The organism is Paenibacillus sp. FSL H3-0457 (assembly GCF_037981725.1).
Lineage (GTDB): Bacteria > Bacillota > Bacilli > Paenibacillales > Paenibacillaceae > Paenibacillus > Paenibacillus amylolyticus.
This window is the reverse complement of sequence record NZ_CP150283.1, coordinates 765,526-788,456: the sequence shown is the minus strand read 5'-3', so window position 1 is coordinate 788,456 and position 22,931 is coordinate 765,526. Positions and strand designations below refer to the sequence as shown.

Annotated in this window: 21 protein-coding genes; 1 reads left to right on the top strand and 20 read right to left on the bottom strand. The window is 47.5% G+C overall.

What is annotated here, in order from left to right; genetic code table 11:
• Window positions 1-236: 236 nt before the first annotated feature.
• From MHH25_RS03660 to MHH25_RS03600, 13 genes are all read right to left on the bottom strand, one after another.
• Window positions 237-1,478, bottom strand: a complete 1,242-nt coding sequence (locus tag MHH25_RS03660) for a rhamnogalacturonan acetylesterase (protein ID WP_235193723.1) — start codon at window positions 1,476-1,478, stop codon at window positions 237-239.
• Window positions 1,479-1,550: 72 nt separating this feature from the next.
• A complete protein-coding gene (locus tag MHH25_RS03655; RefSeq protein WP_076333843.1) occupies window positions 1,551-2,390 on the bottom strand; it encodes a carbohydrate ABC transporter permease in 840 nt (279 codons plus the stop codon).
• Between the two features lie 2 nt (window positions 2,391-2,392).
• Window positions 2,393-3,295 (bottom strand): sugar ABC transporter permease, encoded by a 903-nt coding sequence (locus MHH25_RS03650; RefSeq protein WP_036614094.1) that lies wholly within the window; start codon window positions 3,293-3,295, stop codon window positions 2,393-2,395.
• 139 nt (window positions 3,296-3,434) lie between these two features.
• Window positions 3,435-4,718: a sugar ABC transporter substrate-binding protein gene (locus tag MHH25_RS03645; protein WP_076320198.1), complete on the bottom strand. Its 1,284-nt coding sequence runs from the start codon at window positions 4,716-4,718 to the stop codon at window positions 3,435-3,437.
• A 221-nt stretch (window positions 4,719-4,939) separates the two neighbouring features.
• Window positions 4,940-6,493: a response regulator transcription factor gene (locus tag MHH25_RS03640; RefSeq protein ID WP_047841421.1), complete on the bottom strand. Its 1,554-nt coding sequence runs from the start codon at window positions 6,491-6,493 to the stop codon at window positions 4,940-4,942.
• A complete protein-coding gene (locus MHH25_RS03635) occupies window positions 6,468-8,255 on the bottom strand; it encodes a histidine kinase (protein ID WP_340019188.1) in 1,788 nt (595 codons plus the stop codon). Before MHH25_RS03635 ends, MHH25_RS03640 begins: the two co-directional genes overlap by 26 nt.
• 250 nt (window positions 8,256-8,505) lie before the next feature.
• Window positions 8,506-9,828 carry a stalk domain-containing protein gene (locus MHH25_RS03630; protein ID WP_076320200.1) on the bottom strand — a complete coding sequence of 441 codons (1,323 nt, stop codon included), beginning with the start codon at window positions 9,826-9,828 and terminating at the stop codon, window positions 8,506-8,508.
• Window positions 9,829-10,030: 202 nt separating this feature from the next.
• Complete coding sequence (locus MHH25_RS03625) at window positions 10,031-10,321, bottom strand: hypothetical protein (RefSeq protein WP_340019187.1); 291 nt, start codon at window positions 10,319-10,321, stop codon at window positions 10,031-10,033.
• Between the two features lie 166 nt (window positions 10,322-10,487).
• Window positions 10,488-11,360 carry an inositol monophosphatase family protein gene (locus tag MHH25_RS03620; RefSeq protein ID WP_036614103.1) on the bottom strand — a complete coding sequence of 291 codons (873 nt, stop codon included), beginning with the start codon at window positions 11,358-11,360 and terminating at the stop codon, window positions 10,488-10,490.
• Window positions 11,361-11,458: 98 nt separating this feature from the next.
• Window positions 11,459-12,460, bottom strand: coding sequence for a UV DNA damage repair endonuclease UvsE (gene uvsE / locus MHH25_RS03615; RefSeq protein WP_036614105.1), 1,002 nt, complete (start codon window positions 12,458-12,460; stop codon window positions 11,459-11,461).
• A gap of 155 nt (window positions 12,461-12,615) precedes the next feature.
• Window positions 12,616-12,939, bottom strand: a complete 324-nt coding sequence (locus MHH25_RS03610) for a hypothetical protein (protein ID WP_036614107.1) — start codon at window positions 12,937-12,939, stop codon at window positions 12,616-12,618.
• Window positions 12,940-12,969: 30 nt separating this feature from the next.
• Complete coding sequence (locus MHH25_RS03605; RefSeq protein ID WP_340019186.1) at window positions 12,970-14,070, bottom strand: D-alanine--D-alanine ligase; 1,101 nt, start codon at window positions 14,068-14,070, stop codon at window positions 12,970-12,972.
• Between the two features lie 137 nt (window positions 14,071-14,207).
• Window positions 14,208-15,212, bottom strand: a complete 1,005-nt coding sequence (locus MHH25_RS03600; RefSeq protein WP_036614248.1) for an amidase domain-containing protein — start codon at window positions 15,210-15,212, stop codon at window positions 14,208-14,210.
• Window positions 15,213-15,589: 377 nt separating this feature from the next.
• Here MHH25_RS03600 and acnA point away from each other — a divergent pair, with 377 nt between their 5' ends.
• Entirely contained in the window at window positions 15,590-18,304 is a 2,715-nt protein-coding gene (gene acnA / locus MHH25_RS03595) for an aconitate hydratase AcnA (RefSeq protein ID WP_036614112.1), read from the top strand.
• A 109-nt stretch (window positions 18,305-18,413) separates the two neighbouring features.
• Here the strand turns inward: acnA and MHH25_RS03590 are convergent, their stop codons facing one another.
• The 7 genes from MHH25_RS03590 to MHH25_RS03560 all read right to left on the bottom strand — a co-directional run bounded on the left by MHH25_RS03590 (window position 18,414) and on the right by MHH25_RS03560 (window position 22,928).
• The gene (locus tag MHH25_RS03590) at window positions 18,414-18,728 is read right to left on the bottom strand and encodes a hypothetical protein (protein ID WP_340019185.1); all 315 of its coding nucleotides are present in this window, start codon (window positions 18,726-18,728) and stop codon (window positions 18,414-18,416) included.
• A gap of 35 nt (window positions 18,729-18,763) precedes the next feature.
• Window positions 18,764-19,162: a hypothetical protein gene (locus tag MHH25_RS03585; RefSeq protein ID WP_340019184.1), complete on the bottom strand. Its 399-nt coding sequence runs from the start codon at window positions 19,160-19,162 to the stop codon at window positions 18,764-18,766.
• A gap of 214 nt (window positions 19,163-19,376) precedes the next feature.
• Window positions 19,377-19,586 (bottom strand): hypothetical protein, encoded by a 210-nt coding sequence (locus MHH25_RS03580; protein WP_340019183.1) that lies wholly within the window; start codon window positions 19,584-19,586, stop codon window positions 19,377-19,379.
• A gap of 13 nt (window positions 19,587-19,599) precedes the next feature.
• Complete coding sequence (locus tag MHH25_RS03575) at window positions 19,600-20,160, bottom strand: VanZ family protein (RefSeq protein ID WP_340019182.1); 561 nt, start codon at window positions 20,158-20,160, stop codon at window positions 19,600-19,602.
• Window positions 20,161-20,188: 28 nt separating this feature from the next.
• Window positions 20,189-21,052 carry a M15 family metallopeptidase gene (locus tag MHH25_RS03570; protein ID WP_047841412.1) on the bottom strand — a complete coding sequence of 288 codons (864 nt, stop codon included), beginning with the start codon at window positions 21,050-21,052 and terminating at the stop codon, window positions 20,189-20,191.
• Window positions 21,053-21,151: 99 nt separating this feature from the next.
• Entirely contained in the window at window positions 21,152-22,240 is a 1,089-nt protein-coding gene (locus MHH25_RS03565; RefSeq protein WP_340019181.1) for a HAMP domain-containing sensor histidine kinase, read from the bottom strand.
• The gene (locus MHH25_RS03560; RefSeq protein WP_340019180.1) at window positions 22,233-22,928 is read right to left on the bottom strand and encodes a response regulator transcription factor; all 696 of its coding nucleotides are present in this window, start codon (window positions 22,926-22,928) and stop codon (window positions 22,233-22,235) included. The genes MHH25_RS03565 and MHH25_RS03560 overlap by 8 nt, the downstream gene beginning before the upstream one ends.
• Window positions 22,929-22,931 lie beyond the last annotated feature (3 nt).

Here is a 22,931-nt window from a genome sequence, read left to right as displayed (position 1 = left end):
TCGCTTCGGCGGGCGGATCGGGCTACAGGCCGCTGTTGGCTCGGGATTTCTATTCAATTCCCCCTCAGCAGGGGAAATCCCGCTCCAAAGGCGGACGCTTCGCTCCCTCTACCCGATTCCGCCCTTCTTCGCTGCTACGCTCGCCTGTTTTTAAAAGGTTATTGCCTTCGCTATTCGCTGGGCAACTTTGCTGGCTCGCTATTTAATTAACTCGCTTAATTATTAAGGGCATGAACCTACCGCAGATACATCTGCAACGGTTGCAATTGCAACTCGCGGATGGCTTCTGCTACCTGCTGGGCAAGGCGACGGGCGCCTCGTTCCTGAAAATGCGTGTTATCCTCCACGCCTGATGGGAAGTTCACATACTCGCCTGGCAGTACCCACATAAAGTCTTCCTTAGTGCCTTCAACACCCGCTTGCTCGAACAGAAGACGGCTGCGCTCAGCCAGATCGATCAGCGGAACATCTTCCTCTTCCGCCAGCTCACGCACGGCGATGATATAATCGCCGTGCGTATCGGTCAATGTGTCATCATCCGCAAAATAGCGACGATGCACCGGGGTTATGAGCACTGGACGAGCCTTGACTTCGCGTGCAGCATCGATATACTTTTTCAAATATTCCTTATATGTTGTGAATGGGTCCGTCCCACGTTCAGGGTCAGGCTTCTCATCGTTATGTCCAAATTGAATAAACAGAAAATCTTCGGGCTTGATTCGCTCCAGAATGGCGCTTAATCTGCCTTCATTAATAAAGCTGCGGGAACTGCGGCCTGACTGGGCATGATTATCCACTGCCACATCATGTTTGAACTGTGCCGGCAATAACTGGCCCCAACCGCAATACGGATATCCACTTTCCGGCTGATCTGTTACGGTTGAATCCCCGGCAAGAAATACGGTCATGGTCTGATTCGCAAGAGTAATCTCCAATGCATTGATTCTCGGTGCAGGACCGGAGAATGACAGACGAAGTCTGCCGCCGCGAACAACAACCGAGAATCTAACCTCTGCGTATTGTCCGGGAAGTGTGCGAATGGTTGGCAGTACAAGTCTGCCTTCACCAGCTTTCACGCGGGTCACTGTCTCAGCCAATTCATCCCCTGCAACAAGTAATACTTGGTAGGTTCCGTCGGGAACATCCACGATAAACGAGGCTTTGAGCGGAATACAGAAGCCTGAACGCAATCGGGCAGACATGGTTGTCTGCCCCGGATTGTTATGATGTTGTTTCGTGGGATCCGACACATCGTCATCACTAATGCGTTGTTTCTCATACACCAGAGATCCTGCCTCGAATCCGTATCCTCCGCGTTCCTCATATGCGGTTGTTGCAGTTACTTTCAGATAATCCCCTGTCTCATCTGCTCTTCCCGAGTCCGGTCCAAAGTTAAACTTCCAGCTGGTCACGGACACTGCCTGGCCCTCTGCCGCTGCCTCCATGGCAACGGCCTGACTACCCTGAGCTTTATTCAAAAGCGATAACCTCCTTGGTTAACTTTCGTAAACGTTCATTCGGGCGAAGATACGAAGATACAGTAATCTGGCTTATCCTTTCAATCCGCTGGTGCTCATCCCTTGAACAATTTGTTTCTGGAAGATGAAGAACACAGCTACAACCGGAACCAGACTGACGATGGACATGGCGAACATTGCACCCCAGTTGGAAGCAGATTCGCTATCGAGGAACATTTTCAGCGCCATCGACACGGTGTATTTATCAGGCGAGTTCAGGTACAATACCGGACCGAGCAGATCCTCCCATCTCCAGTAGAAGGAGAAAATGGCTGCAGTCGCCAGAGAAGACTTGATCAGCGGCATAATAATCTGGATATACAGTCTGAATTTGTTACATCCATCGATGGTTGCAGCCTCATCCAGCTCCTTCGGAATCGTTCGAATGAACTGTACCATCAGGAAGATGAAAAACGGCATTCCGAAGAATGTAGGTACAACGATTGGCAAGATAGTATTCAGCCAGCCGAGCTTCGTGAAAATGATGTACTGAGGAACCAATACCACGTCATGTGGCAACATCAGTGTTAACATCATCAAGGAAAACCAGAACGTGCGTCCCTTGAAATTCAGTCTGGCAAAACCAAAAGCGATCAGCGATGACGATATCACAGCACCGATGGTAGATATCACTACGATTACAAGTGAGTTCGTGATGTAATCCATGAACGGTCTTCCCGCTGTGCCTTTCCAGCCATCTACATAGTTACTCCAGATCCACTCGGTAGGAAACAGAGTGTCCGCAGTGACAAAGATCGTACGGCTTTCCTTGAATGAACTGAATAGCATCCATAGGACGGGATAGAGCATCAGGAGGGCAAGAGCTGCAACGAACAGGTGATAAATGGGCCATTTCACATTTCTCCAAACCATCGTTACTTCCCTCCTTCAGATTCGTAGAACACCCAGTACTTGGATGTTAAGAATACTGCTACTGTAAGTCCACCAATCATAAGAAGCATGATCCAGGCCATGGCCGAAGCATAACCCATGTTGTTAAACATAAACGCCTGACGGAACAGATACAGGGAGTACAGCATCGTACCGTCCATTGGACCACCTTCGCCTTTGGAGATTATATAGGCAGGTACAAACGTCATGAATGCTCCAATCGTCTGCATAATCATATTGAACAGGACGATCGGGCTAAGCAGTGGCAAGGTAATGCTGAAAAATTTCCGTATAGGGTTCGCTCCATCCACACCTGCTGCCTCGTACATCTCAGTAGGGATATTTTTGAGACCAGCCAGGAAGATCAGCATGGACGAACCAAACTGCCACACAGACAGTGAGATAAGCATAACGAGAGACGCATTCGGGTCACCAAACCAGCTGATTGGCCCGATCCCTATTGCCGTTAGAGCACTGTTGATAACACCCTCATTACTGAAGAGGTTACGCCACATAATGGATACGGCCACACTACCACCGATTATGGATGGCAGGTAATACAGCGTCCGGTACGTTCCAATCATACGAGAGCCAGTGTTTAGGACCATCGCTACGAAGAGGGCAAAGATCAACCTTAACGGTACCCCAATGAATACATACAGAAACGTCACTTTGACCGAGTTCCAATATTTCGGGTCATCAAAAAACATTTTGGTGTAGTTATCAAGCCCAATCCACCGTGGAGAAGTGAACAAGTTATAACTCGTGAACGACATATATAAGGACACAAACATGGGGATGAGTGTGAAGCCCAGGAATCCAATAATAAACGGGCTTATGAACGCATATCCAGTTAAGTTTCTACGTAACGACGAATACTGCCTCAATGGAACGAACCTCCTTCATGGATCAGCTTGCTCCCTCATCCTGGCTTCGGTCATCTGGACGGGGAAAGGCCCTCGCATTCGCGAGTAGCCCCATTCCCGACCATCCCTGAAGTGGGACGAGCAAGCCATCATTCAACTGTTATTTATTGTTCGCAAGTACAGATTCGGCGTTCTTGCGGAATGTCTCTGCTGCTTGTTCAGGTGTAATTTTGCCAAAGTTCAATTCTTCAACCACATCTGCCAGGGAAGAGATTACTTCAGGTGAACCAACCGGTGGCGGAGAACTCATTGGTGAAGCCTTAGGCTCCATGGCTGCTACGAATTCAAAGACTTGTTTCGTTGCGTCACTCAGCTCAGGTGCGATAGCTTCTTTGATTGCTCCTGAAATTGGCACACCGCGCTCACCTTTGATCAGTTTGTTGGCTTCCACGTCATTCACCCAGAAATCAATGAATTTAGCCGCTTCTTCCTTCACTTTGGAGTTGGACGTCACACCCCAGTACATACTTGGCTGCATATATAGTCCTTTTTCCATATCTGGTCCTGGCATTGGGGCGATTTCGAGTTGACGGTTCGCTACCTGTTGTAAGGCTACGAACTGGTTGGACCATTGCCACACGCCAATTCCTTTTTCCTTCACGAGATCTGATTCCTCAATAATGCCTTTGGTTTGGTTGGCTACATCCGGCGTAGGTGCTGCACCTTGCTCGATCATGCGGCGCATAAGTCCGAAGAACTCCACAAACAATTGGTCATCATCATAACCAAGACCTGTTCCTTCCGCATTGTAAAGCGACAATCCTTTGGTACGCAGGAAGTAGTGGAAGAAAATATCCGGAGCTATCCCTCCATCCAAATACAGGCCTTTCTCTGCGGTTTGTTTACCCAGTGCTTCGTACGATTCCCAAGTCATATTGTCAGGGATTGCATCCACGCCTGCTTTTTTAAGCAATGCCGGATCATATTGGAAGCCCAGAACGTTAACACCGGCAGGTACACCGTATTGTTTACCGTTAATTACACCTGTGCTGATAACATTCTCGGACACATCGTCCACTTTGATCTGGTTGCCCAGATAAGGCGCTAGATCCTCAAGCTGACCATTCTGTGCATATTGGCTGATATAGGAAATATCCATCTGAACGATGTCAGGCAACTGATTTGCCGCTGCTTGTGGAGCGAGCTTTTTCCAGTAGTCATCAAATGAAGCATATTCCACGTCGATTTTGACATTCGGGTTTTTCGATTTGTACAGGTCGATGACCTTCTGTGTATATTCATGCCTTGCATCCGAGCCCCACCAAGCGATCCGCAGGGTAACTGAGTCATCTCCAGATGCTCCTTCAGTTCCTCCACCTGAGCTACATGCCGCTGTAAACACGAGCAAAGCAGCCATCATCAGGAATATTGCCTTTTTCACCATGCCAATCTCCCCTTTTATGTTGATATGGTTGTGTGAACGAGTTATCCTTTTTATTTCTGATAACGCTTTCACAAACTTGTTAATGTCATTTTCGCAAATGTACGACCATAGTTGAATACACAAAACCGTCTTGTTGGTTCAAAAAACAGAGGAGGACAACAGTCCCCTCTCGGCGCTGTTCGTCCTCCCCAGACATGAATCACAAGATTGGTATCCCATTGTTATATGCCGATCCTGCGGAATTCCGTAGGTGTCATCCCGGTCCACTTTTTGAACACCTGACTGAAATATTGTGAATTCCCGCCGAATCCGAACAATTCAGCAAGCTCAAATACTTTCACATCCCCGCCTCTGCGAATATGGTCACATGCGCGTTCAATTCGCAGACGATTCACGTAATTGGAGAAATTCTCTCCTGTGACTTTTTTGAAAATCTTGCCCAGGTAATCGGGATTCATATACAACATCTGATGGGCGACTCCATTGAGCGAGAGATCCGCCTCTCCATAATGACGATCCACGATATCCATCATCTTCTCCACGGCAGAAGACTGGCGACTGATATGGTTTTTGTAATAACCGGAAGTTAATCGGGCTGTACTGCTTGCAACAAAAGACTTCAAACCAGATAACGTATCGATATGAGGCAATTCTGCCATACGCTGGGTGAATTCTGTTGCCTCCTCAGGTGGACAGACATGAACCATCGCCGAGTAGAGCTGCACTACATAGGAGCGAGTCACCTCAATTTCCAGCTGCTGACGTGATAATAGATCAAACAGACGCTCCACTTCTACCGCTGTTTCCTCGGTATTGCCCGATTTGATCAACTGACACAGTTGCTCGGCATCCTGTTCTACATGCAATCCGTCGCATTCTCCGGCCAGTACCAGATCATTCTTCGTAATCAGCTTGCCTTCACCGATAAAGAAGCGATGGTTCAGATACTGCAACGCCTCACGAAACAACCGCCGCGACTGAATCATTCGATCTGCTTCACTCAGCGCAGCGGTCACTTCCAATTTATATAGTCTGGTGAATGCAGCCCTAACCTCTTCAATACTTTCTTTCAGTCCGGCTGGATCAGCTGAATCCGCGAGCAGAATGAGGAGTTTGCCTTCAATGGTTGTGCTTAACAGGACATGTGGGAGCAGGTCACTGGCAATGTTTTTGATCGCAAATAAGTGACTGTAATCATGTTCATCTACAATTCGGAACAGCAGTAACCGAACTGCGTTCTCTTCAAGCTCCAGATCAAACAGCTCCTGATAATACTCCAGATCAACCGGCCCATAGGTGCGGTTGGTCATGAACTCCAGCAGAAATTGCTCCTTCACATGTGGAAGGACACGCTGCAATCGCTGTTTCATCTCACCTGCAACATGCTCCTTCACTTGGGCATCCTGATGTTCCTGCAACAGTTCAGTTAATGCATCATGGATCTGATTCTCGTTGCAGGGTTTGAGCAAATAATGCTTCACACCATATTGCATCGCTCTGCGAGCATATTCGAACTCCTTGTAGCCGGATAACATAATAAAACGTACTCCCGGGTATGCTTCAGATGCCTTCTCTATGAGTCCGAGACCATCCAGACCCGGCATGGAAATATCCGTAATGATAATATCCGGTCTCGACTGCCCAATTTTGTCCAATGCTTCGATCCCGTTCCTCGCCGTACCCACCAATTCCGTACCTGCTGCGGCCCAATCGACCACTTGGGAAATCCCCTCCAGAATGACACGTTCATCATCTACGAGCATCACTTTGTACATCGTCATCGTCCTCTCTGATCCAAGGTATGCTGATCGATACTACAGTTCCTGATCCGGGCTTGCTGCTCATCACCATTCCACCTTCATCACCGAAGGTCAGTCTGATTCGTTCCTGGATGTTAGATAACCCAATGCCCTGTCCTCTTGTCTGAATACGTCCTTCGTATAGTTGTTTCAGGAATTCCGGTGTCATCCCCGGACCGTCGTCCTCAACTTCAATAATCACCTTATCTCCCTCTGCTCTCGCCCGGATTCGAATCCGGCAGGGGTCAATGCTTGGTTCGAGTGCATAATGTATCGCGTTCTCCACCAACGGCTGTAATGTTAACTTCGGTATCCGCGCCGTTCCTACCTCTGGGGCAATTTCCATGTCGAAATCCAGTCTTTCCTCAAAACGCGTGCGCTGAATCGTCACGTAACTGCGGACAATGTCCAGCTCTCTTTCCAGCGTAATCCACTTCTCGGACATGTTCACAGAGCTACGCAGCAGAAATCCGAGAGCCTCAACCATTTCCGAGATCTGTCGTTGCTTCTGTACTTTAGCCAGCCAGTTAATGGATTCAAGCGTGTTGTATAGAAAATGTGGATTAATCTGCGCCTGAAGCGCTTTCAACTCGGTCTCACGAATCACCAGTTGCTTGGCATAATTCTCATCAATCAATTCACGTATTCGTTGAAGCATCATCTTGAATGTGCGATGCAGCAGCCCAACCTCATTCTGTGGAGATATCGGAACATTGCCAAGGGCTGCCTCCTCCAGCTTATCCAGATCACCTTTTTCGATATTACGCATCTTTTTGATCAACTGCGCAATCGGATGGGTAATACTGCGAGAGAATCTCGCTCCAATGATAAGCGCCGCCAGAAAGATCATGATGAAGATCACCGTAACCAACTGTTTGACAAACTGGATCTTTTTAAACATCTGGTCAAACGGGGTTGTGTACAAATAGGTCCAATCCGTATAGGAAGAATGAGCACGAGCTACAAAGTGTCTCCCCTGCTCCAACATGGCAATTCCATAGGGCTGGGTGCGCTTCAATTCAGACTCAATCTCAGCTTCACTGACCGACGATTCTGTTGGATAGATCACTTCTTTTCCATCCGTAATGAGTAATTGGGAGTCCTCAGCCGGTTCTTGCATCTGGTCCTGTACAATTCGGTCCAGCCGTACGCGGATGATCAGTGTGCCGAGGTCCTCCAATGTAAATGCTCCGCCAATAAAGGATTTCACCTGTCGGACCGACAAGAGTCGGGACTGTTTATCCCCACTGGTATGCCATGCATTGGAGCCCGAGTATTGCTGTCCCAGTGCAACCAGTTCCTTTTGCTTCGACTCCGAAATTCCCTCTCGATTGCCTGCAGCCATAACGTTATTATCATTATCGATAAATAGCATGGAATAGACGTATTTTTCGGAACCGGCATAAGCGACTAACCTGTTGGTAATTTTTTTACGTAATCCATTTTTCTCGTAACCCGTTTCGGCCTTTTTCAGTTGGAGCAGATATTGCTGAAGCGGCTCGTCCGACATCACCTTGAAGGAGAGATTAGAAATTTCACGAAGTTGATTCTCAATACCTACCGAAGACATATTGAGGACCTGCGAGGATTTCTCATAGATCTGACGGTCATAGATGCTGAACACATATCGGAGTACGGACGCATAAAACGTAAAGCTGATCAACATCAAAAGTCCGATAAGAAGAATCGTTTTGTGATGAATCGGCAGTGTTGTGAAAGCGTTCTTAATTTTGTTCATCCTAAGCGCTCCTTTGGCTTGCGAGGGGTGCCTGTCATGCTATGCATTAGTGGTTTTATTGTAAGTTATTTTCATATTTACACATCCATTGGTCATCTGACAAGATATATTTATGCAACATTTTAGGTCATTAGAGAAGGCATACATCTGTATCAGCAACCCAAAAAGAACACAAAACAGCCAGAATACCTTGAACAGATCAAGGTATTCTGGCTGTTGAATAACATCATGTTAAAGCATGAAATACAATTTACGGATTCACAAAAACAGTTTTCAGCTTCGCTACATACTGCACATCAAAGCCAAGACCTTCAGCCACCATGGCAAGTGGTACATATGTTTTGGACTCTTTGCCTACCTTATTCAGGAATGCAGGTGTATCCACAGTAACCGATGCTCCATTTACCTTCACAGCATTGGCACCAATCTTCACCGCAACTTTCCGGTCTCCATATGTAATGGTTGCGGTTGAAGTTTTGTTATCCCACACCGTAGTAGCACCGACCGCATTCACGATGTCTTGAATCGCCACAAAGTTTTTGCCGTTACGGATAATCGGTTTGTACGGAGTATTTAATGTTTTGCCACTCACAATAATGTTCATCGGCTCACCTGTCGCAGGTGTAGTCAGCTTCGTGTAGTCGCCCCAGATCGTTTTGGCAAATACTTCGGCAATGGCCGCATATCCAAATTGGTTCGGGTGGAAATCACGATCTTTGATCATATGTGTCATCGTGCCTTCACCACCAACAAACTCCTTGGCCACGTGTGCGACTTTGACATCGGTACCCTGAGCAGTGAATTGTGCTGCAATGCCATCAATGGTCTGTGTGAAACCTTGGGATGCCTCCATCAGTTTAGCATAGAGTGCCTTGCCTGCTACTTCTGGCATCGGTTGATACTGATCGGCGATGACAATTGTAGCTGTCGGATTAATTTCATGGATATCATTAATCGTTGCACTTACATTGGCTGTATATGTTGCGAGTAATTCTTTTACCTTCGCTTGCAGATCCTGATCACTCAGTTTGTCTGCTGTACCGAGAAGCTCAGATACATCATTTCCCCCAATGGTAATTGCAACCAGATTGGCCTGTGCTACACTCTCACGGATTGCAGCAGTATTGGCTCCGATCTGTCCCGCTCTTGGATCAGGAAGACTTGGTTGAATGGCTTCAGAAGTCAGCGTTTTGCCATCCTTAATTGCAGTAGTAAAGTTTTTCAGACCACTGGTTTTCAATCCGGCAATCCCGTAGTTGTCCACCTGTGTACGTCCATGCAGCAAACCTTGCTCCTGGAGACGTTCTACATAACCATAAGGCAATTCTTTTGTGTTAGGCTCATAACCTACCGTTATGGAATCTCCCAATGTGAGGATGCGGAACTCCTTAGTTACGGCTACTGCATCTTTCTTCGCTGTCAGCGAAGTCTCGTTTGTACCCGCTGGCAATACACCAGTTTTGGTGTCAGCCGCGTGTGCAGGCAATGCAGATGATGTAAAGAGCAGCATTCCTGCCAACATGCTTACCGTTAAACCGGCAGCTGTATTTTCCCATATACGTTTACGCTTCATTCAGGTAACACTCCTTCTCGCAAATCTATAATTACACTAATATATAGTACATTGGTCATTCCAATGACATTGGTTGGTGTTACTCTATTCTATCATTTTAAAGTAGGCGTTGTCCTCTCTACTGAGAGCACACATGAAATAACAGACTCCCTAAAGGGGAGCCTGTTATTGGTTAAGCTCAGCTATGACGTTCAGTGATTAGTTAAGATTGCGGCTTATTCGAGTCTTCAGCAATCGTATGACCCTTGTCACTCTCCGGTTTGTTCCCGGTAGCTCGCTCCAGATACCGATCATAACGATCATCCACTTCGCGTGCCATCTTCTGGTACTTTAACGTTTCCTCGACAATTGGATCACGTTCTGTCTGGATTCGCACTTCATATTTGGGAGGAATCAGCTGGCGTTCACGCTGATCGGTGTCGCCGGACTCTTCCATGTCCCCTTCCGTCAGCATATCACTGAGCCGTCGTTCCAGTTCTTTGGATTCATCCATTGTTTTCGCTCCTTTAATTAAAGTCATACATGCGTTAATTATTACTATTGTACTTTCACTTCGTGTACAGAACCATCTTCCGATCGCTGTTATCCCCAGATTTCTTTGATTCCCTTTTCCAAGGTAGAAATCCGGTGATAAAGGCGAGCCGATGAGTTGAATAAACTCACTCCAACCCAGTAGCCTTTGCTTCCTTCAACACATCTGTTAATGCATCATGGATTTTGCCATTGCTGGCAACAACATGGTTTACAGACAGTTGGTAAGGCGTTCCGATGGTATCGGTCACCTTGCCACCTGATTCTTCAACCAACAGTGCACCTGCGGCAATATCCCACGGTTTCAATCCAACTTCGGTGTAGGCGCTGAGGCGTCCTGCGGCAACATATGCCAGATGGAGGGCGGCAGATCCGCCTGCACGCAAGTTACGAACTTGCGGAGCAAGCGCCTGCACAGCGGCCATATTCAGTGGCAACGCAAAGGTTGTGTCTGCCGGGAATCCAACCGCAATCAGGCTCTGAGCCAGTTCCTGTTCACCAGATACAAGCATCCGGTTTCCGTGAACATATGCTCCTTTCCCTTTTTCCGCAACAAACATTTCATCACGGGAAGGGTCGTAGATCACGCCGACAATGACTTCACCATTGTGAGCCAATGCGATGGACACCGAATAAAACGGAAATCCGTGTACAAAGTTCGTCGTTCCATCCACAGGATCAACAATCCACAGGAACTCTTCTTCCTCAGCCTCTTTCAGTGCTTTTGCCGAAGCTTCCGGTCCCGGTTCAACGCCCTCTTCACCCAGAATAGCATGGTGGGGAAAATGCGTGAGAATCAGGCGGCGGATCATCTGCTCCGCTCCTTTATCCACTTCGGTCACCAGATCTTGGGGTGAATATTTGGTACCAAGTTCAGCTACCGTCCCAAGACGGCTTTTGATCCATTCGCCAGCTTTGGAAGCTGCATTAATGGCAACGGCAGTATAGCTTTTGCTTGTCACGACATAAGGTGTCTTTTCCTTCTCATTCAAAGCGTTCACTCTACTTTCTATATCAATCTACGAAAAGTTGAAATACTTGTTAAAAGTATACGCCCCACAGGTCGTAAAGTTTCTCGTTGCCCAGGCCCCTTTTGGCACTACGGATGAATGATGACGGTAGACTCGTCCACCCACTCCACACCCTCTTCGTGATAGAATGCCAGCTTCTGCATCAGTTGCACAAGAGCCTCATCCTTGCGTTTGGCCTCAATCATCACGTCAAGTCTTGGGGTGTCTGCTGCGATATGACGCAAGAAATCGAGCACAGGCTCTACCTCCACACCATCGGCATGACCTCGCAGATCCTTCTCACTCTTTGGACTGGAGACATGGATTTTGGGTGGCAATGGCTGATCAGCCGGTGAATCTGCCTGGGCAAGCGGTGACTGCCAGGTCTTTAGAATATCAGGCCACAGATCCCATGCCTGTTCTCCTTCGTTGTTCACCCAATGGTGATGGATATCCAGTACCATGGGCAATCCCAAGCGCTGGCACACGGCAAGTGTCTCAGGCGCATTGAACGTTTTATCATCATTTTCGAGTGTGAGCCGCTCCTGAATGTCCCGATCCAGCTTCAAAAAGTTTTCTTCAAAACGAAGCGCCGCCGAAGGCTTGTCCCCGTATGCACCACCAATATGTATATTGTTCTTGGCAGTGGCATTCAGCCCCATGGCATCCAGCATCCGAACATGATGACGAAGGTCGCGAATCGAGTTGCGCAGAACTTGCTCGCGGGGGGTACTAAGTACGGTAAAATGATCCGGATGAAAGGACACACGCATATGATTTTCCTTCACAAAATCACCAATGGCCGCAAAGTCCTGCTTCAGCGCCGGGAACGGGTCCCAGTCATTCAGGTCCTCGTGTGTTGCCAGTGGAATCAATTTGGAAGAGAAGCGATATACATGAATATGGCTACCCTTGTTGTGCCTGAGCAAACGTAATGTATTGTGCAGGTTCTCGGCTGCAATCCGTTCGAGCTTGCGGATCGCCGCTTCCCTGTCATCGATTTTGTTAAAACTCGACATGGTCATGGTCCGGGAAGGCGAGGCGTTCTCTATAAGCACGGACATTGCCACGTAACCAAAGCGTACGAGCATGAATCTCTTCCTCTCTATTAGGGCGGAGAACCCACACGGCATATTCAGCCGTCAGGATGTACCGTCACTGTATATAACCAAGTTTTACCCTAAAAGAGTGACCATAATCGTATTCTGGCAAATCCGTCCTTCCGACCCGCACTTACAGTCAACAACTACTCCTGTGCTTGCTCCCCAAAGAACATCTCATCCGCAAGGGCAGTCTGAATGCGTGATTCTTCCTCAGTCAATTTGCGGATGAGTTGCATCTCCACCTCAGTTACCTCTTGCCCCTGGAAGTTGATCTCCGCAATGGAAACCACGATCTTGACGATGGCTACAGCCACGTTATCCGGTGTGTATGCAATCACTTTCTGGCCGGTAGGAAATACCCGGAAGCCCTGTTTGACCATTTTGCCGCGTCCGTATTCAAGCAGTTCGAACAGCTCCTGCTCATTCTTGAACTTACATACGGAATTGAATTCAGTCTGAAATCCCATGCATATCCCTCCTGATCTTGTGGTCTCAGGCTACGCCTGTACGCCGTTCTCGTAATTCAGTGCCTGCTTGCGGTTGTAACGCTCCAGTGCCAGTTCAATCATGCGATCCAGCAGTTCGGCATACGATACACCTGTCTCACGCCAAAGAAGTGGATACATGCTGTATGGTGTGAAACCAGGCATGGTGTTGACTTCATTAATAAGCAAAGCGCCGTCATTTTTCCGAATGAAGAAGTCGGCACGTGAAATACCGTTACCTTCAATCGCACGGAACGCCTGCAAAGCTGCCTCGCGAATGCGATCTGCGGCCTCTGGGTCCAGTGGAGCTGGAATCAGCATCTGTGATTGACCATCAATATACTTAGCTGCATAGTCATAATACTCACCGGAGGATACGATCTCACCTGGAACGGAAGCCATGGGCTCGTCATTGCCGAGGACGCTGACTTCAACCTCGCGTGCTTCAACGAACTCCTCAATGACAACCTTCGTGTCATACCGAAGTGCAAACTCGACAGCTGTCTTCAACTCATCGCGGTTACGTGCTTTGGAGATGCCTACACTGGAGCCCAGATTTGCCGGTTTGATAAAACAAGGATACCCCAGCTGATCTTCGACCTGTACGATCATTTCGTGCTCTGTCTGCTTCCATTGTGTCGCGTTAAAATACGTAAAGGCACATTGGTCAATGCCAGCCTGTGCAAACAGCTTTTTCATGACCACTTTGTCCATGCCGCCAGCAGAAGCCAGTACACCTGCACCTACATATGGCATATCCGCCATCTCAAACATGCCCTGAATGGTACCATCCTCTCCAAACGTACCATGCAGCAGAGGGAACATCACGTCCAGCGCTTCTGCTCCGCCATACAAACGGCCAAACAGTGCGTTCAGCGCATCCTGCGTTCCGCCTGCCGATTGCTCCAGCTTCAAGTCTTCAATCTGCGCGAACGGCGCATGCATGACAGGTCCTTTTTTCCACGTCCCCTGCTTGGAGATATGAAAAGGAACCAGTTCATACTTTTCATAATCAAATGCGTTTGTTACAGCAAACGCCGTTTGCAGCGACACCTCATGCTCGCCCGATTTTCCGCCGTACACGACGCCTACTTTTAATTTATCCATACTCATGTGTACCCTCCGATTATCTGTGCCTGATGCTGTCATGTTTGCATGCTCAGCACCCTTGTTATTCTGCTTGCATTATCTGGTCTTATTTTACACGGAACTGGATGTCTGCGTCACCGCATCCCGAAAATCTTTCGTCATCAAAACTCATCTGCAATATGAAAAAGCCGGTATACCGTCCGCTCCGTCCAAGCGTAAGAATCCCGGTAATCCCAAAAGCGGTGACGGCTGCTAACCGTATGTGCGTTAACAAGCGGCATACCGCCCGCATCAAACGCGGTCACAACGGTGCTGTGCTGAAATCGTCCATCTCCATCCCAATCGTAGAGAATAACATCGCCGAGCATCAGCTGCTCAGGACGCTCCACTTCTGTCGCGGTCAGACCCCAGCTGCTGCCTGACAAATAACGCTCCAGACTGTTGGAAACTGCCCAACTGTAACTCCACATTTCGGAGCCGTTCACATACCCTTTATACCACCAGCCAGCTTCTCTTCTACCAGTATAGTGGATGGGTGCGCCCCCTGCAAAGAGACATTGGGACACGTAATTGGTACAATCCACATCAAATTCCTCAAATGCCGGATTCCCCGCATTCCACCACCGATCTGCATAGGCAACCGCCAGATCTCTTCGATATGACTGTTGCCGTGAGCTTCTTCCTTGACCCAACACTTCCCGATTCAGCAGCGGCCGATTCATCGCCTGTACAAAATCAGCTTGTTGAAACGGACGTCCTTCCCCAGCAGGGCGACGCTCTGGCACTTCTCGCTCGACCCGTCCAATGATCCATCCACCACTCTGCCGCAGAAAGGTTAACCGCTCCCGCTCAATCCGGTCCTCCCGGTGGGTGATCCCGCTCTTCTCGTAGAACAGTCTGCTGTACAATTGTACATCCACCACCGCTTCTTCCTGGCCATCCATAAGCGTGCGCACAAGCTTGGCGCTGGTCTCGCTGCGAAGAGGCACGGCGCGCCGCTTACGATACCATTCGTCCAGCCTTGCCATACGCTCTCCCCGTTCCACCACGAAGTCAGGATCGGTAACGATCCGTTCGCTGGTCTGTGGACGGTAGTCGATCTCACAGCGATTGTACTGGTTCACGTAAGTATATAAGGCACTCTTCCATTCCCGTTCCAAGCCTATGTCCCCCTTTGGCATGAGTTCTGTTTGGAATATTTCATTGCGTATATAAACTCCTACTATTCATATGAAAGGGTCTTCGGTTGTATGTACACGGCTCAGGAGGGAGATCCGAAATTCGGCAAATACAGGTACACAAGATATCTTATTCCTGCTCGCTTCACGAAAACGCCTTCATCGGTCCAAAAGCTTGCTTGATCAGGCAAAAAGACCTTTACGTACGGAGGTGAAAACGGTATACTTAAAACTAAAGTTATGATTATGAAATTACGTTTCATCTGATGAAACTAACGAACAAGAACACGGAACGATGAAGGCCTGTTCTTCACCTAAATGAACGTTTTCTTCATCTCACCGACACATCCCAAGGAGGTACATGTATGTCAGCAAAGAATCATTTCTCCGCCGCTCGCAGTCTTGAGGTTGGAGGCAAGTCTTACCGCTACTACAGTCTCGATGCTCTTCAGGAAAACGGCCACGGCGATCTTTCCAGGCTTCCTTTCTCCATTAAAGTGTTGCTTGAAGCAGCAATTCGTCAATTCGACGGACGTGCTATCACCGAAGAACACGTAAAACAACTGACCGGCTGGGCAGATGGCCGTGACAATAACAAGGAAATCCCATTCATCCCTGCACGTATCGTTCTGCAGGATTTCACCGGTGTACCGGTTGTCGTTGACCTCGCTGCAATGCGTGATACTGTGAAAAAAGCAGGTGGCGATCCAAAACAGATCAACCCGCTCGTACCGGTCGATCTCGTTATCGACCACTCCGTTATGGTTGATGCTTTTGGTACCAACGATGCACTTGATTACAATATCAAAGTTGAGTTTGAGCGTAATGAAGAGCGTTACCGCTTCTTGCGTTGGGCGCAAACGGCATTCAACAACTTCCGTGCAGTTCCACCATCCACAGGGATCGTTCACCAGGTTAACCTGGAGTATCTGGCTTCCGTGGCAGCAACAAAAACCGTGGACGGCGAAACCGTTGTATTCCCGGATTCCCTCGTAGGTACAGACTCCCACACCACCATGATCAACGGACTTGGTGTTGTTGGTTGGGGTGTTGGTGGTATTGAGGCTGAGGCAGGTATGCTGGGCCAACCGCTTTATTTTGTAACACCAGACGTTATCGGTTTCAAACTGACAGGCAGCCTGAGCGAAGGCGCAACAGCAACGGATCTGGCACTAACTGTTACCCAATTGCTTCGTAAAAAAGGCGTTGTTGGTAAATTCGTAGAGTTCTACGGACCAGGTCTTGCCAACATCGGTCTGGCTGACCGTGCAACAGTAGCCAACATGGCACCAGAATATGGCGCAACGATCGGTTTCTTCCCTGTTGATAGTGAAACGTTGAACTATCTGCGTAACACTGGCCGTCCTGACGAGCAGGTAGAATTGGTTGAAGCTTATTACAAAGCTCAAGGCATGTTCCGTACTTCAAGCACCGTTGATCCTGAATTCACAGATGTGATTGAACTGGATCTCGGCTCTGTTGTACCAAGTCTTGCAGGACCAAAACGTCCACAAGATCGCATCGAGCTGACACAAATGAAAGAAAGCTTCAACAGCATCATTCGCACACCTGTAGATAAAGGCGGCTACGGTCTGAGCGATGAGAAAATCGAACAATCCGTACCTGTGAAGCATCCGGACGGTTCCAACAGTGAACTGAAGGCAGGCGCTGTTGTAATCGCGGCGATCACAAGTTGTACGAACACTTCGAATCCAAGTGTTATGGTTGGAGCGGGACTACTGGCGAAAAAAGCAGTTGAACGCGGCCTGACCAAACCAGGATATGTGAAAAGCAGTCTGACACCAGGTTCCCTTGTGGTTACCGAGTACCTGGAAAAAGCAGGTCTGATCACGTATCTCGACAAACTCGGATTCAACGTTGCGGGCTACGGTTGTGCAACATGTATCGGTAACTCCGGCCCACTGCCGGACGAAGTGAGTGAAGCTATTGCTGAGAACGATATGACCGTAGCGGCTGTATTGTCCGGTAACCGTAACTTCGAAGGCCGTGTACACGCACAGGTTAAAGCCAACTACCTGGCATCACCACCACTCGTTGTGGCATATGCACTTGCGGGTACCGTAAATATTGACTTTGAAACCGATCCAATCGGTTATGATACGAACAATGAGCCTGTATTCCTGAAAGACCTCTGGCCTACCTCCGAGGAAATCAAGGATACTATCGCTAGTTCCCTGAACGCTCAGATGTTCCGCAACAAGTACGAGAATGTATTTACAGCCAATGAGCGTTGGAATTCAATTTCTGTACCGGAAGGTGAACTGTACGAGTGGGATCCGAACTCCACGTACATTCAGAATCCTCCGTTCTTCCAGGAGCTTGGCGACAAGTTGAACGATATCGCAGATATCCGTTCTGCACGCGTTATGGCATTGCTTGCGGATTCCGTAACAACGGATCACATCTCGCCAGCAGGTAATATTGCACCATCCAGCCCGGCTGGACTGTACCTGAAAGAACATGGCGTAGAGCGCAAAGACTTCAACTCCTACGGTTCACGCCGTGGTAACCATGAAGTCATGATGCGTGGTACGTTTGCCAACATTCGTATTCGTAATCAGGTGGCTCCTGGTACAGAAGGCGGTATCACGAAGTACCTGCCAACGGACGAGGAAATGTCCATCTACGATGCTTCCATGAAGTATCAGGATGAAGGACAGAACCTGATCGTTATCGCAGGTAAAGAGTATGGTACAGGAAGCTCCCGTGACTGGGCGGCAAAAGGAACATTCTTGCTCGGCGTCAAAGCCGTTATCGCAGAAAGCTTCGAGCGTATTCACCGTAGTAACCTGGTCGGCATGGGCGTAATGCCATTGCAATTCCAGGAAGGTCACGGCTGGTCCAGCCTTGGTCTGAACGGACGTGAAACGTATGACATTACTGGCCTCAGCAATGATGTGAAGCCAGGACAAGAGTTGAAAGTTACCGTAACTCGTGAAGACGGTACACAGTTCGAATTCCCTGTCATCGCTCGTCTGGACAGCATGGTTGACGTGGATTACTACCATAACGGCGGTATCCTGCAAACTGTATTGCGTCAAATGATGAAAAAAGCTTAATGATATAAATCATTAATGTGATGAAGTTATACAGAAAAGCTCCCTGCCACGTGCAATCAGCACGTGGCGAGGAGCTTTTTTGGCTTTGTTTTTTATAATAGGAATATGTTTAAAAATCAATCTTCAAGCCAACTTCCGAATCATCAGGTGGCTCAGCTATACGATATATACCTCTGCAGTTTAATTTCTCTACGTTAATCCAGTCTACAAACTCATCTCCTCCGTAGCATCTTACAAAAACGGCATATTCCAGCTCACCCTCATAATTAATGGACTCCATGTATTCTGTGAATGGATGTTTCCCCTCTATACTCTGCAAAAAATCTGAAAATTCGATTCTCCACTCTTCCATCTTCTCTGCATATTGATCGGGGACATAATAGTAGAATCCATCTGGCGTATAATACGAAATTTTCATTATCATCTTGCAGACCTCCTATTAGTATGTCGCGTAACGGTCTAGAGTTTTAAGATCTCTATACCTTCTTTTAGAAATGATGAGACAAGCGTATGATATTCAATTCCATATGCTAATTCCTCTTTGGTCTTATGTATCAAATAGTAGGAATATTTCTGCATCAACTCATGCTCGTTTAACTCAATGGGAAGGTTAATAATCTCAACGTCTTCCGAATTAAAATGATAACGATACCCTCTTTCTGACCTTCCTACGTTCATCACTGTTTGGATGACCATTAATTCATCACGTGTGACACTATTTATTAAAGCTGATCTTCTCTCTTCCATACCAAGTATGATCTCTTCAGCCTGTTGATCAATCTTAGCTTCTGCAATTTCGGTTTCAATTTGCATAATAGCTTTCATGGTTCCTGCTAGTTCTTTAGCTAATGAATACAATGTATGTCCTCCTTTTTTTGTAAGGAATAGGTACTAACGCATCCTCTCTACTCTACCTCATTTGCGATGTTACTCGCAAAGTTCACTGGTCCTATGCTAAATTCGATACCTTATGAAACACTAAAAAACTCCTCGTAAAGTGCACTCTGCACGTTACGGGGAGCTGTGGTTTCAGTATGTGTGTATTCTCCGTTGCTTCAAGGCCAGCTGCCTTCTAATGCCCAATGTGATGTGAGGCTTGATCTAACAGTTGAATCGTGCCCATGATCAGAAACAAACACGACAGAGCAATTAACGAGCCGCCAACCCATCTAGACATGATTACTCGCTCCGCAATCTGTTTTTCCGAAGCATCCGTTACCTTGTGTGGATACACGAGAAATATTAGCCCTACGCTAATGAACAGTACAGCCATTATAATCAAGTTCTTCCCCTCCTTACACGTGACTTTCCTTAGAATTTAACTTTTTCGTCGTCACGCGGGATTCTCCTCCCACCAACACCTTTTTCAGACCCATAGCCATAGTGAAAACAATATATCCAATGAAGCCGCCGAGTGTATTAAGCATCAAATCATCCACATCAAATATGCCCATACCAGTCACTAACTGTGTCACTTCATAGCCCAGACTGAGCAGCAGAGACAGCAGAAGTACCTTTACTCCAGAGAATAACTTGTTGCCCGTCAACACAGGAATGAAGATGCCCAGTGGGATAAAGGCCAATATATTACCTACCAGATGGATTGCTGTACCCGGACGATGCAATGACAGGCTGTTCCAGTCTCGTGAGATTTCCTTGAATGGTGTCAGGTTCACGGTTCGCGTATGGATCAGATCCGGTTGTTGCAAGAACGCCATCAGTCGATCCTTCACGATGCCAAAATCGACCGGGCTTCCTTTGAACAGGATCAGCTTAGTCAGCAGATATAAATAGATAATGAAAACGGCAATCCAAAGGATGTAATGTTTGCTTTTCTTCTGGTTGTTGTGCTTCATGTTGTTTCGCCTCCTTTGTGTTGCCCTGTTATTTCTTTACGGTGACAATGACACCATCCATGTTATCACCCGATATTTCAGTTTGTCCTTGCTCAGGTATGTAAACGGTTGTGTCTCGGGTGGCCCGATAATAGCGGATATGATACTGCTCACCCTCTACTTCCACAGTAATGTTCTCTTTCTCTTTAAGCATATCGAGATACTCTTCAAGCACCAGATTATTCTTATACATGACAGCACTGTGCGGTAGCCCTACATATCGAAAGTGCCATGGTTCATACTGAATACCGGTGATGCGCACTTTATCCTTTGGGTAACGTAAAATAAATCCGTATTTCCATGCATTCTTCTCCAGCCAAGCACCCTCTGGTGCTTCATTCATGGCAGCCAAGCTCGAGCCGATATCCAGGGATAACCCAAGATTGTGCTCACTGTGTCCCGCAGGAAGCGCATAATCTGAACCCTTTTCCCGATATAACTCGTCCTGCTTTTCAAAGTCCCTGTACCCACTGCTGACGAGAAAATATCTGACTCCCTCTTCGCCTGCTGCTTCAACCATCTTCTGAAACTCCTGCGCCACCTGTCGTGATAACATGATTTTCTGATCCAGTATCCCATATCCACGAAGCAGATCATCCTCATGTGCCACATATACAATATCGGATTTAACTCCTTCCGGGTGAACGGGGTATTGCTTATCAACCAGTAACAAATTGCCCTTATGTACCTGATCCTGAATGTTTCCGGTGACGGATACGGTATAACCTGCGGGATTTTCACGCGTATTCTGAATCTCGATGGGCAACTCATCCTTCTGCTGAATCCATCCCGGTGATTGCGTAACTATATATCCGATCAAAATAATACATATCAAAAAGCCCCACTTCTTCATGCTTGTTCCTCCTTTTACCTCATACATCAAGGATAGACAACACAAGTTAAAGAAAAAGCAGGGCAATTTTAAAGTTTTTCTTAAATTTTGACGTCAACCTTACTGGAAGACGGGCAAACGAACCTCGAATAACGTCCGTACCACGTCGCTCTGAGCCGAGATCATACCGTCATGCTGCTCCACAATATTACGAGCGATAAACAGTCCAAGGCCTGTCCCACCCTCCTGAGGGGTCCTGGCACGATCTCCGGTGTAATACATATCAAAGATATGTGGCAATTCCTCTGGACGAATATGTCCACCATAGTTAATTACCTGAATGATGACCTGTTCTGCATCCCGATATCCATTAATATCTACGTACATGCCATCCTTGCCATGCCGTGCAGCGTTAATTAGCAGATTCTCGAACACACGAGCCAGTAGCTCGCCATCACCGGAGACCGTAAGGTCAGTGTCTATTTTTAGTCGGGCGACTAGTTGGTTCTTTTCAAATACAGGATAGAGCTCTTCGTTCATCTGCTTCAGCAGCTCGCTAAGATCCAGCTGTGTCTTGTTTATAGGCAGCATGCCATAATTCATACGGGTAATTTCGAACAAATCATCAATCAGCTTCTCCAGACGCTGTGATTTGGTGAATGCAATCGACGTAAAGTGCCGTACCTGCTCCTCCGTTAGCTGATCATCCTTCATGAGCAGATCCAAATATCCAAGCACAGACGTCAGCGGTGTTCGCAGGTCATGCGCCAGATTGACAACAAGCTGGTCCTTACTATTTTCAGCAAAATCCCCTCGTTCTACTGCTTCCTTTAACTTCTCACTTGCCAGGTTCACATCTTCCGCAATCGTACCTAACTCGTCCTTCGAGGAGATCTGCACACGATGCTGAAAGTCACCGTTGGCCAAATGCCTGATCCCTGTAGAAATATCCTTGAAATACGTCGCGTAGGGTTTGGTAAACCAGAAGAAAAATAGAATGGCGAGTGGGATAAATAAAATCAGAAAGAAATAGATATCCCCGATACTTCTCATAAAATGACGATATTCAGCGAGCTGATCTTCTGCACGGACACCCGAATAATAGGCTTGCATAAGCTTGTAAATCCCATAGGTAATTGCACCAGAGGCAAGCATGCTTAACCCTAGCAACATAATCATGGTTGTACGAAAACTTCTTCGTTTAGTCATTAAACGTGTACCCCACACCCCAGATGGTTTTGATAAACTTGTTCTTGTTCACATCTTCCCCTAGCTTTTTGCGCAGGGTCCGAATGTGGACCATCACGGTATTCCCACTCTCGTAATAGGCTTCTCCCCAGACCTGTTCAAAAATATTTTCTGCACTGAACACCTGCTTGGGGTGGCTCGCGAGCAGATACAAAATGTCAAACTCTTTCGGTGTTAGTTCCACTGGTTTGCCGTAGAGTGTAACGCGATGTTGATCTGGCGTGATGATGAGCCCACCCTTCTCCAGAATGGACCTCTGCACAGGCGCAGACTGGCTGAATTGCAGCGAACGACGTAACTGGGAGTTAACCCGGGCAACAAGCTCCATCGGATTAAACGGTTTGGTCATATAATCGTCCGCACCCATCACAAGTCCCGTAATTTTGTCCATATCTGATGTTTTGGCACTCAGGAAAATGATCGGCAAATGATGCTGCTCCCGAATTTTACGGGTCACCTCATACCCATCCATGCCAGGCATCATAATGTCCAGAATCGCCAAATCTATCGCTTGGGTCTGAATAGCTTGAACCGCCGCCTTCCCATCAAAGGCCTTAATGGTGTGATATCCTTCTTTTTGTAAATGTAAAGCAACCAGATCAGCGATCTCAACTTCATCGTCTGCGATCAGAATCGTAATTCGCTTCATTGC

What these genes read in the sequence shown, in the direction of transcription:
- MHH25_RS03655 (WP_076333843.1), bottom strand. Translation starts at nt 2,390, where the DNA reads ATGGTTTGGAGAAATGTGAAATGGCCCATTTATCACCTGTTCGTTGCA.
- MHH25_RS03645 (WP_076320198.1), bottom strand. Translation starts at nt 4,718, where the DNA reads ATGGTGAAAAAGGCAATATTCCTGATGATGGCTGCTTTGCTCGTGTTT.
- MHH25_RS03640 (WP_047841421.1), bottom strand. Translation starts at nt 6,493, where the DNA reads ATGTACAAAGTGATGCTCGTAGATGATGAACGTGTCATTCTGGAGGGG.
- MHH25_RS03635 (WP_340019188.1), bottom strand. Translation starts at nt 8,255, where the DNA reads ATGAACAAAATTAAGAACGCTTTCACAACACTGCCGATTCATCACAAA.
- MHH25_RS03630 (WP_076320200.1), bottom strand. Translation starts at nt 9,828, where the DNA reads ATGAAGCGTAAACGTATATGGGAAAATACAGCTGCCGGTTTAACGGTA.
- MHH25_RS03625 (WP_340019187.1), bottom strand. Translation starts at nt 10,321, where the DNA reads ATGGATGAATCCAAAGAACTGGAACGACGGCTCAGTGATATGCTGACG.
- uvsE (WP_036614105.1), bottom strand. Translation starts at nt 12,460, where the DNA reads ATGCTCGTACGCTTTGGTTACGTGGCAATGTCCGTGCTTATAGAGAAC.
- MHH25_RS03610 (WP_036614107.1), bottom strand. Translation starts at nt 12,939, where the DNA reads ATGGGATTTCAGACTGAATTCAATTCCGTATGTAAGTTCAAGAATGAG.
- MHH25_RS03605 (WP_340019186.1), bottom strand. Translation starts at nt 14,070, where the DNA reads ATGAGTATGGATAAATTAAAAGTAGGCGTCGTGTACGGCGGAAAATCG.
- acnA (WP_036614112.1), top strand. Translation starts at nt 15,590, where the DNA reads ATGTCAGCAAAGAATCATTTCTCCGCCGCTCGCAGTCTTGAGGTTGGA.
- MHH25_RS03590 (WP_340019185.1), bottom strand. Translation starts at nt 18,728, where the DNA reads ATGATAATGAAAATTTCGTATTATACGCCAGATGGATTCTACTATTAT.
- MHH25_RS03575 (WP_340019182.1), bottom strand. Translation starts at nt 20,160, where the DNA reads ATGAAGCACAACAACCAGAAGAAAAGCAAACATTACATCCTTTGGATT.
- MHH25_RS03570 (WP_047841412.1), bottom strand. Translation starts at nt 21,052, where the DNA reads ATGAAGAAGTGGGGCTTTTTGATATGTATTATTTTGATCGGATATATA.
- MHH25_RS03565 (WP_340019181.1), bottom strand. Translation starts at nt 22,240, where the DNA reads ATGACTAAACGAAGAAGTTTTCGTACAACCATGATTATGTTGCTAGGG.
- MHH25_RS03560 (WP_340019180.1), bottom strand. Translation starts at nt 22,928, where the DNA reads ATGAAGCGAATTACGATTCTGATCGCAGACGATGAAGTTGAGATCGCT.